Source organism: Synechocystis sp. CACIAM 05 (genome assembly GCF_010222815.1).
Taxonomy (GTDB): Bacteria; Cyanobacteriota; Cyanobacteriia; order Cyanobacteriales; family Microcystaceae; genus Synechocystis.
Genome location: NZ_CP019225.1, coordinates 1,602,955 through 1,615,721 on the forward strand (window position 1 = coordinate 1,602,955; position 12,767 = coordinate 1,615,721).

Sequence of the window (12,767 nt, forward strand, 5' to 3'; positions counted from 1 at the left end):
TTTATGGGGATTGGGGTAGTAAAGCTTGGCCCTGAATCTTCGGCAGTTTGCTTGATCTTTCCAGGGGCAATGAACCCCATTGGCTTCGCTCTGTATAGACTCTTGTCTATGCAGGTTTGAATGCCCATGTCTTGAAATCTATAAGCTAAAGTCTATATGTAAATCCGGCCAATTTTGCAGTTGTCCCCCTGGATCTGCTAAGTAATTTTAAATTTGAATGATAAGTTTTACTATTATTTGGCGATCGCCAGCTTTTTGGGGACTAGATGGTGGCCCCGGATTTTGCTCAATGGCCCCCTGTAAGTTGATCAATGGGACAATTTTTCTGATTTTTAAATTGTTGTGACTAGTCGAGCTGGAAGGGAGGCGAGACCTTGACTGGGGAGGATTCTAGCGGAGGACTATGGCGAGCAACATTGACCCAAACCACCGACAGTAGTAAGCCGACACCACAACCCAGGAAAAAGAGCCAAGCGTGGGAAGGTTCTAGGACAAATAAAAGACGGCGACTTTTATCATACACATGAATTATCCAACCAGCATTGTTATTTGTCTTTGGTTCCGATTGTCTTGATTCAAACTTGTTCATGGATTTCACTCTATGGTGATTATGAGCATTGCCCCAAAGTCGGTGAAATTTACCAGAGGAAAAATTGCCAAAAACGCCTCTGGAAAAAGCACACGATGGTTTCAGCTGGGAACAACTAATCTATTCTGAGTTTAAATTGCCCCGATTCAATGGATAGAAATAAGACTATTTTTTTAGAAAAAAACTATATCTCTAAGTCTATGCAATATTTGGTTCCTAAGCAGTATCTTTGCCGCAAAACTATCTCAAATTTGTCGAATCTTTTAATAAGTTAAATTTATAACCTCAACAACTTCCCCTGGGTTAGGCAGGAAATAAATTGGTTGAGGAGGCCATAGCCTTCCTCCCCGCTTCAGAACAGTGCCCATGGCAAATTGTCGAACCTCTTTTTCTCGCGGGAATCATTCTACCTCTAGTTTCTGGTCAACCATTGGAGGTTTAATGGGTAAGGAAAGGTAATTTTGCCTTCTTGCCCAGTTCTTCCCTTTCTCCTATGTTGAAAAAGTCCCTATCCAATGCTGTAGTCCTGGTAATTTTACTGCTGAGCTTTACCCTCACCGCCTGTGGAGGAGTGGGCATTGCCAGTCTGCAACGCTACAGTGACACTAAAGATGGTTATGAGTTTCTTTATCCCAATGGTTGGATTGGGGTGGACGTTAAGGGGGCTTCCCCTGGGGTGGATGTGGTGTTCCGGGACCTGATTGAGCGGGATGAAAATTTGAGCGTGATTATTAGTGAAATCCCCAGCGATAAAACCTTGACGGATTTGGGCACAGCCACCGATGTGGGTTACCGCTTTATGAAAACCGTTAACGATGCTTCCCAAGGCGATCGCCAGGCGGAATTAATTAATGCGGAGGCAAGGGATGAGGACGGTCAGGTTTATTACACTCTGGAGTACCGGGTGTTGGTGGGGGACAATGTGGAGCGCCACGATTTGGCCAGTGTGACCACTAACCGGGGTAAGTTAATTACGTTTGATTTATCCACGGCAGAAGACCGGTGGGACACAGTGAAAAGTCTGTTTGACACAGTGGCCAGCTCCTTCCACGTTTACTAATCGATTGCCTAGTAGCTACTAACTACTTTAGGCTGTTGATTATTTACCACCGCACTATGCTAGCAGCCCAGGTTAAGCCGGCCCCAAAGCCGGCCAGGGCGATTAGGTCTCCCTCTTTAATTTTCCCTTCCCGCACCGCTTGATCCAAAGCCAGGGGAATGGAAGCTGCCGAAGTGTTGCCGTATTCCCCCACATTACTGATGATTTTCTCGGATGGAATACCCAGGCGATCGCCCACCGCATCCATAATGCGTTGATTGGCTTGGTGAAGAATTACCCAGTCCAAGTCGGAGGTGGTCAACTGGGCTTTAAACAGTACTTTTTCGATGATTTCTGGCACCTTAGCCACGGCAAAACGGTACACTTCCCGGCCGTTCATGGTGATGGCTTGATAGGTGCCCTGGGCAACGGTTTTTTCTGCTGTTAAAGGTTGAGGGTTTGCTTGATAGGACAAATTAAGACAGCCATTGCCAGTGCCATCGGTGTACATTTCAAAGGCGAGCAAATTGTCCTGGGCTTGGCGTTGTAGCACCACGGCTCCGGCTCCATCACCGAATAACACACAGGTGGTGCGGTCCGACCAGTCCACCCAACGGGAAAGTACATCCCCTCCCACTATTAAAACCCTTTGGTAAACCCCGGTGCGTAAAAATTGGGCTGCTACGTTCAACCCCACCACAAAACCAGAACAGGCCGCCGTTATGTCAAAGGCAAAGGCTCTGGTGGCCCCCAATCCCCCTTGAATTTGGGCTGCAGTGCCAAATAAATCATCGGGGGTGGAGGTGGCCAGAATAATTAAATCCAGGTCTTCCGGTTGTAGTCCCGCCATGGCCAGGGCTTTTTGGCCGGCCTTTACCCCCAAACTGGCCAAATTTTCCTGGGCCGAACAAATGTAGCGTTGGCGCATCCCCGTGCGGGACTGGATCCACTCGTCGGAGGTCTCGACAATGTTGCTCAGGTCTTGATTTGTTAAACTCTGGTCGGCGATCGCCGTGCCACTGCCAATAATTTTGAGGCCACTGCCAAGGGTATTCAAAAGTCCTGACTCCCGCTGATGTCATGGTGAGCGATTACAGGCTTAAAGCATAGGACAAAGCTGGCCCCTGAGTCACTATGGCCGGGGGGAGTTTCTAGATATTCTGTAATTCCTCTGTTTTTTGTCGTTCCATCAACAGGGAAGTGGAACTGTTAATGCGCACAGAAACCTGATTATCGATCGCCTCCTTAGCTAGGCGAATGGCGTTAAAAATGGAGCCACTGCGGGAACTACCATGGCTAATTACACAAACCCCATCGACCCCGAATAGTAATGCTCCTCCATGTTCGGCATGGTCCACCCGTTGCTTAATGCGTCTGAGGTTGGGGGCTAAAATAATGGCGCCCAATTTGCCCCGCCAGCCCCTGGGTAGTTCTTCCTTGACAATGCTCAGTAAAATTTCCCCCACCGCTTCGGCAAATTTAAGCACAATATTGCCGACAAAACCATCACAAACAATCACATCAAAATTACCGGAAAGTACGTCCCTTCCTTCGGCGTTGCCCACAAAGGGAATTTCCGGATTACTCTGCAACAATTCATGGGTTTGCAGGGCGAGGGTGTTACCTTTATTAGACTCTTCACCAATGTTCAGCAGACCAACCTTGGGGCTATCAACCCCCAACACATATTGGCTGTACACTGTCCCCATGAGGGCAAACTGTTCCAGGTATTTGGGCTTGCAATCCACATTGGCCCCCACGTCTAGCACAATTACCGATTTGCCGGGAACCATTGTGGGAAATAAGGTGCCGATCGCCGGCCGGTCAATGCCTTTTAAACGGCCCAGCCGCAGTAGGGCCGCCGCCATGGCCGCTCCCGAATGGCCAGCGGACACCACCGCATCGGCTTGTTTTTCTTTGACCAAATTCATCGCCACATTAATGGATGCCTTGGGCTTACGGCGCACCACCACCGCATCTTCTTCCATTTCCACCACCCCTTCCGCATCGACAATGGTAAGGTTAATGCCCTGATGGGGATGGCGGTTTAAACAATCCTCAATGGCCTGGCGATCGCCGACAAGGAAAATATCTACATCTAATTCCTGACTCGCCCGGATAGCACCGATAACAATCTCTTCGGGGGCATAGTCACCGCCCATTGCGTCTAAAGCAATTTTCGCCCGCGTTACAGCCATTGATCAAAACCCATTGAATCTCAAAAATTGTAGCAGACCGCCCGGTTAAGCAGAACTTTTCCCCATCCATCTAACTAACTTGATCCATAACCTAGGCTTGTTTTTTCCTGAGGGGCCTACTGACAAAATGGGCTACCTTGATATCGTTGTTATTCAACAGAATAGGGAAGCCGGATTAGCCCACCAGCAAATTTTCCTCTGGATATTTAATCAAACTTGGCTTAGGATCCCCCACGATCGCCGCCATCAAAATGGTAATGCCCACCCGACCAATGAACATGGTGACAATTAAGACCAGTTGGGAAAGGGGTTTTAGCTCCGGGGTAGTGCCCAAGGAAAGCCCCACTGTGGCAAAGGCAGACACCGCTTCAAATGCCAAAGACACTGCTTCCTGCTCCGACTCCAGGAAAATCAACAAACTTATGCTGGAAATCACCGTCACCATCGAACCAAACACCACGGCGATCGCCTTGAGAATTAACTGGGGTGGAATACAGCGGTCATCAATAATTACCCTTTCCTGGCCCCGCAGAGCTGACCGGGTGCAGTTGGCCAAAATGGCAAAGGTGGTGGTTTTGATTCCGCCGCCGGTGCCACTGGGACTAGCCCCAATGAACATCAACAACATCACCAGCACCAAACTAGTAGAACTCAGCTCATTCAAATCAATGGTGTTAAAGCCCGCTGTCCGGGTAGTCACCGACTGGAACCAGGCGACCAGTAAACGATCCTGGAAAGAAAACTGAGCAAAAGCTCGATTGCCCTGGGCCTCTAAAATCAGAATGCCGAAAAAGCCTAACAACAGCAGGAAAATAGTCACCCGCACCACCACCCGTAGGTTAAGGGAAAAGGCAAAGGGTCGTTGGGATTTTTTTACCTTTCGCACTAACCAGAAATAGGACTCGATAATTACCTGGTAGCCAATGCCACCAAAAATAATTAGGGCTGAAACGGTCAAATTAAGGGGCACGGAGGTTTGATAGCCGATTAAGTTATCGGCAAAAAGACTAAAACCAGCATTATTAAAAGCACTGACGCTGTGGAAAACGGCATACCAAAGGGCCTGGGGGGGAGGATAGTCCTGAAGGAAAACAAAAAAAAGAATGATAGTACCAGTAACTTCAAAAATTAGCGTGGTGGCAATGACTGATTTGATTAAATTATTGCTGCCCTGGGCAAAACGATGGTCAAAGGATTCTTGGATGGCAAACCGTTGCTGGAGGTCAAATTTGCGCCCAATCAGGATCATCAAAAAAGTGGTCAGGGTCATGTAGCCCAACCCCCCCAACTGGGCCAGCAACATGACGGTCAATTCTCCCCAAAAGGAAAAGTACTTGTTCACATCCACCACACTGAGCCCCGTCACACAAACAGCGGAAGTGGCAGTAAACAAAGCCACCAAGGGATTACCCCACTCCCCAGTACTGGTGGCAAGCGGCATCAGCAACAGTAATGTTCCCCCGGCGATCGCCGCAATGAAACCAAGGCAAATGGTACGGGAAATAGTCATTCCAGCAGATAAAAATAGGAACTTAGGTTCGTAGAATGGGCTTGGTGGGGCACCAAAGTTTTATAGAGGGATTCCAATTGCACCATATTGGCCGCAAAGGTGTAGCGTTCCAGCACCCTTTCCCTCGCTTTGCGTCCCAACAAATCCGTAATCTCTGGATGATCCCGTAGTAGCGGCAAAAGAATTTTAAGTTGGGCAGTCACCCCCTGGGTTTTGAGCACAATGCCCGCCCCATTTTCCAGCACTTCCCCATCCGCTCCAGCGTCGGTGGCCACACAGGCTGTGCCACAGGCCATGGCCTCCAATAAAGATAGGGATAAACCCTCCACCAAGGAAGGCAAAATAAAGGCATCGGCAGCCCGCAACAGTTGAATCCTGGTCAATTCATCGGCCACGAAGCCCAACCAATGGACTCCCATTTCCGGGCCGTAGTGGGTTTGCAGAGTCGATTTTAAAATGCCGTCCCCCACCATCAGCAGTTTGCAATGGGGGCCCATGTCCGAAAATTTCCAACCTTTGAGCAGAGCTTCCACGTTCTTTTCCGGGGCAATGCGTCCCAGATAAATGAATAACCGTTCGGCCTGGTACTCTTTTTTCAGGTCATTTTCCCCCGGACAATAGCGCTCCACCGCCACCCCATTGGGAATGATGGCCAGGCGTTGCCGGGGCACTCCCAACTTGATTAAAAGGTTCCGCTGTAGCCGGGAAAAGACGATTACCTTATCGTACTGGGCCAAGGAGGGGGCATAGAGTTGGTAGGTCAAAAACTGGGTACTGGAGGAAAAATTGCGTAACTTACTATCAAAGGGGGGATGGAAGGTGGCAATCAAAGGTAAGCCCAATTCTTCGCAAATTTCCGGCAAGCGAAAATCCAAGGGAGAAAGGGTTAAGGAGGCGTGCACCAAATCAGGCTTTAACTTGGCCAGGGCGTCGGTTAAAACCCGGCTGGAGCGGGGGGTAGGGATGGTATAAACGGTTGACTTAAATAGAAACGGTAAGGCCACTTCCGCGCAACCATTTTCCGCCAGGGGTTCTCCCTCCTCCTCCTGGGCAAAATGCAAAAAGCTGACCTGATGGCCCCGGTCTAGTAATGCATTGGTTACTTCCCGACCGTAGGTTACATTACCGCAAAAGGGCGTTTTTTTTCCTAACCAAGCAATATGCATGCAGATAACCAGACCGTGAACGAAACCGTGCCAATCAGGGCATTGTAAACTTTGGCATTCTCAAAATTTCTTCGCCAATCATAGGGGATCTTTGGGCTTCTGGCGATGGCATTACTCCCTAGGCGCTGATTAAACTGCCCATGGCCCGACCCATATTGGCGGGGTGGAGGGCGTCGAGGGCGGCGGTGGGTTCATAGCCACAGTGGACCATGCAATCCTGGCATTGGGGATTGTTGCTTTTGGGACCGTAATTTTCCCATCTTGTTTCTTCCAGTAGTTCTTGGAAACTTTGGTAATAACCTTCGTTGAGTAGGTAGCAGGGTTTTTGCCAACCGAGCACGCTGTAGCTAGGGCTACCCCAGGGGGTGCAATCGTAGTCCTTTTCCCCCATGAGAAAGTCTAAAAAGAGGGGATTATGGTTAAAATTCCAGGCTTTTTTGCCTTTATTCCAGGGGGCTAGTAGTTCTCGGAACAAGGCTTTGGTCTGATCCCGTTTGAGGAAATGGTCTTGATCCGGTGCCCACTCGTAGCTATAGCCTGGGGAGATCATCATGCCGTCAATGCCCAGGGTTTGCAGATAGTCAAAAAATGCCTGCATTTCTGCTACGTTGGCCCCTTCAAACACGGTGGTGTTGGTGGTAACTCGGAATCCTTTGGCCTTAGCTGCTTTAATGGCTGCAACAGCTTTATCAAATACCCCTTGGCGATCGACACATTTATCGTGGTGTTCCCTGGGGCCATCGAGATGGACGCTGAAAGTCAGATAAGGGGAAGGCTGGAATTTGTCGAGGCTTTTTTCCAACAAAATTGCGTTGGTGCAAAGATAAATGAATTTCCGGCGGGCTACCAAGCCCCGAACAATTTCATCAATTTGAGGATGGAGCAGAGGTTCACCACCGGGAATGGATACCACCGGGGCACCGCATTCCTCCACCGCCCGGAAGCAATCTTCTGGGGAGAGATTTTGCTTGAGAATTTCCGTGGGATGTTGAATTTTTCCACAGCCTTGGCAGGCCAGGTTACAGCGGAATAGGGGTTCTAGCATCAGCACTAGGGGGAACCGCTTTTTGCCCTGGAGCCGCTGACCAACAATGTAGCTGCCTACTACTAGGGCTTGCTTAAGGGATACAGCCATGATTTTTTCACACCACCTAAATTTCTGATTATTACCGAAAAGTATGACACGGGAAAACCCTGCCATTCAGGGCCGGGATGGGCCAACGGAGTTTAATCTTGATTCTAATGACAAAGTACAGGCACAGCCACGGCAACACAGAGCAAAACCCCTTGCCGACAACGGTGGAATTACTCTTTAGAGGGGGAAATTATCCGTAGTCCCTAGGTAGATTCAGCTTTCTAAGGATTTAAGGATTTGCGGCCATAACTCTACTTTACGATTTAACAAACATTGATAATCAGTAGTATTGATTAAAGTTTGACCATTCTGAATGAGAGCCTGAAGTTGGGCTGTAATATCTTGATTTAAATTGGATTGTCGTCCTAGCAGTGCCAACGACCAAATGCTGGTACCTACGATGACTTCCATTGGACAGTTCCTTGTTGTTTATAGTCATAATCAAGACTTTTGTCCCAAACAGATTGATGATTTTCAGTCATTTTTATTGTTCTAGGTACGTTTGTAAAGCATGCTCAATAGCAGTTTCAATGGTCATATCTGGACTAAAGATTCATTGCTGCTTGGAAAAGATCATCGTTAGGATTTAGAGTGATTTTTATGGCTAGCTAGTTCACATTAAAAGTTATCGGAAATGGTTTGGGGGGGAAACTCATTGGGAGGAGGAGTCAAACCGTTGGTGCGGCGGAACTCCTCAATGTCCTTAATTAAAGCTCCCTCGGATTTTTGGCTAATTAGATAAAACTTGAATTCTTGATCCCGACTCAAGTAGGCGGCATGGGCGGCTCCGTTCTCCACTAGGGGGCGGAAACTTTCGTCCCCAGCTACATACAACTGGAAAAAGGGCACCATGACAGCAGAACCATAGGTGTGGAGTAGGTTTGGATCAGGCAATTTCAAACTGACTGCTTCCACTGACTCGACCACGTTTTTGATGTTGGCATCAATTTTGGAGAAATCTACGTGGGCTTGCCCTTCCATCAAAGTTAGATACTTATCACGACTGGCCAAGCGAGGGAAAGAACGGGCCTGTTCTAATACAAAGGGAGTGGCTGGATCATAACTGCCCCCAAGTAATAGAACTGGGACTGTAACTTTATGTAGTCCTGATACGCCAAAGATCGCACTGTTAACAGGATTGGCCGCCAGCACTGCTGCTACCCGGGGGTCTCGGAAGTCATAATCAGACCGGGGCAGGGTTAGGGCATCGCATTGCAATAATAGGGCCGTGTTGGGGACTCCTTGGCCAATGCGACATTCCGATTTCAAAAAGTCCCAGTCAATGGTGGCCCCGGCCACAGCTAAGGCGCCATAACCCCCAAAGGAGTGTCCCCCCACCCCTACTTGGGTCAAGTTAAGGCGATCGCCGAACTCACTGGCATTACGGCGTTCCAACTCATCAATGACATAGCTAATATCCTTGGGCCGGTCAATAAATTCCGTAGGATAGTAACCTTGGCGGGAAGTGCGATTGAGTAAAGCTTGGGCCTGGAGAATGTCACTACCGGGGTGTTGGGGCAGGGCCACTACAAAACCATAGGAAGCCATTTTTTTGGCGGCAATGTCGAAATCTTCAGGGCGGGAAGCTAAACCGTGGGAAAAAACTAAAACTGGGGTTTTGCCTGTTTTCCAGCGTTGGGGGCGGTACACATCCACGTAAAAACGACGGTTACGACTTTGATCGGTTAACCACCAGGTTTCTTTGGGGACGACACCGTAGGGGCCCATTTCAGTGGGATCTGGCAAGGCACTAAAGTTGATATCCCCTTCCGAAGCCGCCTCAATTTCCGAGAGGGCAATCATCTTATCAATGAAGTGCTCGGAGGCTTTGACCAGCAGTTGTACTGCCCTAGCCCGTTCTTCCACCACTTCCCCTTGGAAATGAATGTCGGTGGGGTACTTCTTGATGAAATTGATGAGGCTTAATCCCCCCTCCGGATCTTCAGCGGCCTGAACAATAGCCGCCCGAATGCCGTATTTGGAGTTACTCCCCCAGGGGGCATTGAGAATCACCGCTGCCCTAGCCAGGGAATCTTCCCCCAGGCTGGTGTTGAAAAAGTTACTCAGCACAACGGGGTCCACCTCTGCCCGGAGCCCCATAATTTCCCTTAATTTTGCTAATTTTTCTTCGGAAGCTCCCACCAAATTAAATAAAAAGCTGAGATTGGAATCCACAGTGCCATCCTGCACAAATCTTTCTAGGGATTCCACCCGCACCGTCAACTTGATTGGCCCGTAGGTGAAAAAGATATTTTCCGCAGTTTTGCCCGGCAATTGAACGGCGATCGCCGTGAGGGCTCCCAAACAAACGGACTGCAACCAACGACGGAGGTTTAAGGGAAAAGTGACCATGGAAGCCATATTGGGATTAATTAAAGGGGGGGGATCAACCAAGTTGCTGGACTGGAGCAGTGGGCAAGAAACCTGAGCTAATTCTAGGCAATTTTTTTGCCATTGCCCCCAACGTAAAGTTATTTTTTTCTTCGTTACCTTTTGTTACCTAAAATTCAATGGAGCCAACCTAGGCTGGACCTTTTGTCACCGTTGCTCTGTCAACGGGATGGGGGATAATCTAAACGAAATCATTAGGGACCCTGACCATGCAAAAAGCCGACGAATTTGCCATCCATCTGTTTTTGGCCAATGGCCATCGAGAGGAAGTCCGTTTCATGACCATTCAAGATTTCCAAAAATGGTATAGCAACGAAGTTGTGCCCAAGCACGATTCCCAGGAATTTATCAGTGTGCCGATCAAAAATATTCAGGGCGAGTACATGGTGGTGCGACCCTCGGCGATCGTTGCCATTCGGGTGGAACCAATTTTCTTTGGCAGTGTGGAGCGCATGTAATCCGTTGTGTATAATCTTGATACAGAATGGGGTTTTGCACTTCCCTTGATGCCCCCATTACCGTGAACGTGCATGGATCAGTCCCTAACCCAAGATCGTCCCCTAGCGGCAGTGTTTCGACGCTTAGGCAGTGAGTTGATGCCCCCGGTGGTGGAAACGTTTGATCGGAGTAAAACAATTTTTTTTCCTGGGGATCCGGCGGAACGGGTTTATTTTTTGCTCAAGGGGGCTGTTAAGTTATCTAGGGTTTACGAAGCCGGGGAAGAAATTACCGTCGCTCTGTTGAGGGAGAACAGTGTTTTTGGGGTGTTATCATTAGTTACCGGGCAACGTTCTGACCGTTTTTACCACGCAGTGGCCTTTACCCCGGTGGAGTTACTGTCTGCCCCCATTGAACAGGTGGAACAGGCTCTCAAGGAGCATCCCGACCTGTCATTGTTGATGTTACAGGGGCTTTCTTCCCGCATTCTCCAGACGGAAATGATGATTGAAACCCTAGCCCACCGGGATATGGGTTCTCGTTTGGTTAGTTTTTTGCTGATTCTCTGTCGAGATTTTGGTGTACCTGCCCCGGACGGTATTCGCATTGACCTCAAGTTATCCCATCAGGCGATCGCCGAAGCCATTGGTTCCACCAGGGTAACGGTGACTAGGCTCCTAGGAGATCTGCGGGAGGGTAATATGATCTCCATCACGAAAAAGAAAATTACCGTCCATAACCCCGTTGCTCTCAGTCAACAGTTTACCTAACCACCCTCTATGACCAGTGCCTATATTCTGGTTCTTTCTGTCCTAGTTTTGGGCGGAATCATTGCTGCGCTGGGGGATCATTTGGGCAGTAAGGTGGGCAAAGCCCGCCTGCGTCTGTTTAAACTGCGACCCCGACAGACGGCGGTATTGTTGACGGTGATTACTGGCACTCTGATTTCCGCTTCCACCCTGGGGATTTTGTTTACTTTTAGTAAATCCTTACGAGAAGGGGTGTTTCAACTAGATGATATTTTGGCGCAGTTGCGGGTGGCCAAAACAGAATTGGAACAGGCTAGCCAAGCGAAAGAAGAAATTGAATCAGAACTTACGGCTGTACGCGAAGAACAACAATTGGTGCAGGAGCGCAGTCGGGAGCTGAATCGCAACTACACCAAAGCTTTGCAGTTATTGCGCCGGGTATCGGAACAATCCCGTAATTTGCGCCAGGAGGTGGCTAACCTTTCAGCGGAAAGGGCTCAATTGAACGAACAAAAGGACTCACTATTAGCGGAATCTTCAGAACTTCAGAGTCAGGTAAAACTGAGGGATCAAGAATTATCCAAGCGTCAGGAACGCATTGCCCAACAGGAAAAAGTCCTTGCCCGTCAGCGGGAACAGGTGCAATCTTTGGAGAAAAGGTTTGCTTCTTTGGAGGCCCAGCGCCAACAGTTACAAGCTGAAATTAATCAACGGGACACCAAAATTGATCAACTCGACCAGGCGATCGCCGCTAAAGATAATGACATCCAGGCCCGGGAAGAAAAGTTACAGGGGCTAGAAACAGAACTAAGTTTCCTGCAGAGGGAAGTGGAAGAACTCGAACGCTATTATCAAGATTACCAAGAGCTGCGGGGGCAACAAATTGCAATTCTGCGGGGTCAGTTATTGGCCTTTGGTGGTCTAAGGGTGGTAAGTAGCGAAGCTGTCACTGGTGCCGTGGATCAATTGTTACGCCAGGCTAATCGCACTGCTCTACAACTGGTTAAAACCCCCAATATGCCCGTGCCCGATGAACCCATTGTCCGGGTGACCACCGCCCAGGTGGATAGTATTACAAGCCAACTCCAACCAGGCCAGGAATATGTTATTCGGGTGCTATCAGCGGGGAATTATGTGCAGGAAGAAAGGGAAATTCGGGTCTTTTTTGACGTGGTGCCCAACCGCCAAGTTTTTCGAGAAGCGGAAACCATTGCCACCATTTCCCTCGAATCCTCCGACTTTAGCGAAGTTGATGTCCAAAAACGGATTGATTATCTCCTGGCTGCCGCCCAATTCCGTGCCCGTCGGGAAGGTATTTTGGGCCCCATACAAGTGGAGGATGGGCGCATTAAAACTTTGATTGATTTTATCGAACAACTGCGCCGTCAGGCCGATAATCCCCCCAATGAAGTCCGGGCGATCGCCGCTGAGGATACATCGGTGGTCGGACCGTTAAAGATCAGAATTATTGCTTTGCGGGGCAATCAAATTATGTTTGAGAATTAATTTTGTTGGTCATCTTTGGAAATATACCCACAGTAAATCCTGGCCA

General features: G+C 48.9%; 12 protein-coding genes. 4 read left to right on the forward strand and 8 right to left on the reverse strand.

Annotated features, from left to right (window positions below; genetic code table 11):
* Positions 1-346 precede the first annotated feature (346 nt).
* Entirely contained in the window at positions 347-589 is a 243-nt protein-coding gene (locus tag BWK47_RS07715) for a hypothetical protein (protein WP_162328204.1), read from the reverse strand.
* A gap of 493 nt (positions 590-1,082) precedes the next feature.
* On the opposite strand from BWK47_RS07715, the gene psbP reads away from it, so the two are divergent.
* Positions 1,083-1,649 (forward strand): photosystem II reaction center PsbP, encoded by a 567-nt coding sequence (psbP, locus tag BWK47_RS07720; RefSeq protein WP_162329643.1) that lies wholly within the window; start codon positions 1,083-1,085, stop codon positions 1,647-1,649.
* 43 nt (positions 1,650-1,692) lie between these two features.
* On the opposite strand, the gene BWK47_RS07725 is transcribed toward psbP, so the two are convergent.
* From BWK47_RS07725 to BWK47_RS07750, 7 genes are all read right to left on the reverse strand, one after another.
* On the reverse strand, positions 1,693-2,685 hold the full coding sequence (locus tag BWK47_RS07725; RefSeq protein ID WP_010872643.1) for a beta-ketoacyl-ACP synthase III: 993 nt from the start codon (positions 2,683-2,685) through the stop codon (positions 1,693-1,695).
* A gap of 94 nt (positions 2,686-2,779) precedes the next feature.
* A complete protein-coding gene (gene plsX / locus BWK47_RS07730) occupies positions 2,780-3,826 on the reverse strand; it encodes a phosphate acyltransferase PlsX (RefSeq protein ID WP_162328205.1) in 1,047 nt (348 codons plus the stop codon).
* 175 nt (positions 3,827-4,001) lie between these two features.
* Complete coding sequence (locus BWK47_RS07735; protein ID WP_162328206.1) at positions 4,002-5,336, reverse strand: TrkH family potassium uptake protein; 1,335 nt, start codon at positions 5,334-5,336, stop codon at positions 4,002-4,004.
* Positions 5,333-6,502 (reverse strand): glycosyltransferase family 4 protein, encoded by a 1,170-nt coding sequence (locus tag BWK47_RS07740; protein WP_162328207.1) that lies wholly within the window; start codon positions 6,500-6,502, stop codon positions 5,333-5,335. Before BWK47_RS07740 ends, BWK47_RS07735 begins: the two co-directional genes overlap by 4 nt.
* Before the next feature lie 118 nt (positions 6,503-6,620).
* Positions 6,621-7,703 carry an adenosyl-hopene transferase HpnH gene (gene hpnH, locus BWK47_RS07745; RefSeq protein WP_336235097.1) on the reverse strand — a complete coding sequence of 361 codons (1,083 nt, stop codon included), beginning with the start codon at positions 7,701-7,703 and terminating at the stop codon, positions 6,621-6,623.
* 147 nt (positions 7,704-7,850) lie between these two features.
* Positions 7,851-8,048, reverse strand: a complete 198-nt coding sequence (locus tag BWK47_RS16865) for a hypothetical protein (protein ID WP_204250487.1) — start codon at positions 8,046-8,048, stop codon at positions 7,851-7,853.
* 207 nt (positions 8,049-8,255) lie between these two features.
* Positions 8,256-9,998: an alpha/beta hydrolase gene (locus BWK47_RS07750; RefSeq protein WP_237269940.1), complete on the reverse strand. Its 1,743-nt coding sequence runs from the start codon at positions 9,996-9,998 to the stop codon at positions 8,256-8,258.
* Positions 9,999-10,237: 239 nt separating this feature from the next.
* On the opposite strand from BWK47_RS07750, the gene BWK47_RS07755 reads away from it, so the two are divergent.
* From BWK47_RS07755 to BWK47_RS07765, 3 genes are all read left to right on the forward strand, one after another.
* A complete protein-coding gene (locus tag BWK47_RS07755; protein ID WP_162328209.1) occupies positions 10,238-10,486 on the forward strand; it encodes a hypothetical protein in 249 nt (82 codons plus the stop codon).
* A 72-nt stretch (positions 10,487-10,558) separates the two neighbouring features.
* Positions 10,559-11,236 carry a global nitrogen regulator NtcA gene (ntcA, locus tag BWK47_RS07760; protein WP_010872636.1) on the forward strand — a complete coding sequence of 226 codons (678 nt, stop codon included), beginning with the start codon at positions 10,559-10,561 and terminating at the stop codon, positions 11,234-11,236.
* Positions 11,237-11,245: 9 nt separating this feature from the next.
* The gene (locus BWK47_RS07765) at positions 11,246-12,721 is read left to right on the forward strand and encodes a DUF3084 domain-containing protein (RefSeq protein ID WP_010872635.1); all 1,476 of its coding nucleotides are present in this window, start codon (positions 11,246-11,248) and stop codon (positions 12,719-12,721) included.
* Positions 12,722-12,767: the final 46 nt, after the last annotated feature.

Bases quoted from the DNA above. Each gene is read 5' to 3' on its own strand.
- BWK47_RS07715 (WP_162328204.1), bottom strand. From the start codon at position 589: ATGAACAAGTTTGAATCAAGACAATCGGAACCAAAGACAAATAACAAT.
- BWK47_RS07740 (WP_162328207.1), bottom strand. From the start codon at position 6,502: ATGCATATTGCTTGGTTAGGAAAAAAAACGCCCTTTTGCGGTAATGTA.
- hpnH (WP_336235097.1), bottom strand. From the start codon at position 7,703: ATGGCAGGGTTTTCCCGTGTCATACTTTTCGGTAATAATCAGAAATTT.
- plsX (WP_162328205.1), bottom strand. From the start codon at position 3,826: ATGGCTGTAACGCGGGCGAAAATTGCTTTAGACGCAATGGGCGGTGAC.
- BWK47_RS07765 (WP_010872635.1), top strand. From the start codon at position 11,246: ATGACCAGTGCCTATATTCTGGTTCTTTCTGTCCTAGTTTTGGGCGGA.
- BWK47_RS07755 (WP_162328209.1), top strand. From the start codon at position 10,238: ATGCAAAAAGCCGACGAATTTGCCATCCATCTGTTTTTGGCCAATGGC.
- psbP (WP_162329643.1), top strand. From the start codon at position 1,083: ATGTTGAAAAAGTCCCTATCCAATGCTGTAGTCCTGGTAATTTTACTG.
- ntcA (WP_010872636.1), top strand. From the start codon at position 10,559: ATGGATCAGTCCCTAACCCAAGATCGTCCCCTAGCGGCAGTGTTTCGA.
- BWK47_RS16865 (WP_204250487.1), bottom strand. From the start codon at position 8,048: ATGGAAGTCATCGTAGGTACCAGCATTTGGTCGTTGGCACTGCTAGGA.
- BWK47_RS07750 (WP_237269940.1), bottom strand. From the start codon at position 9,998: ATGGCTTCCATGGTCACTTTTCCCTTAAACCTCCGTCGTTGGTTGCAG.
- BWK47_RS07735 (WP_162328206.1), bottom strand. From the start codon at position 5,336: ATGACTATTTCCCGTACCATTTGCCTTGGTTTCATTGCGGCGATCGCC.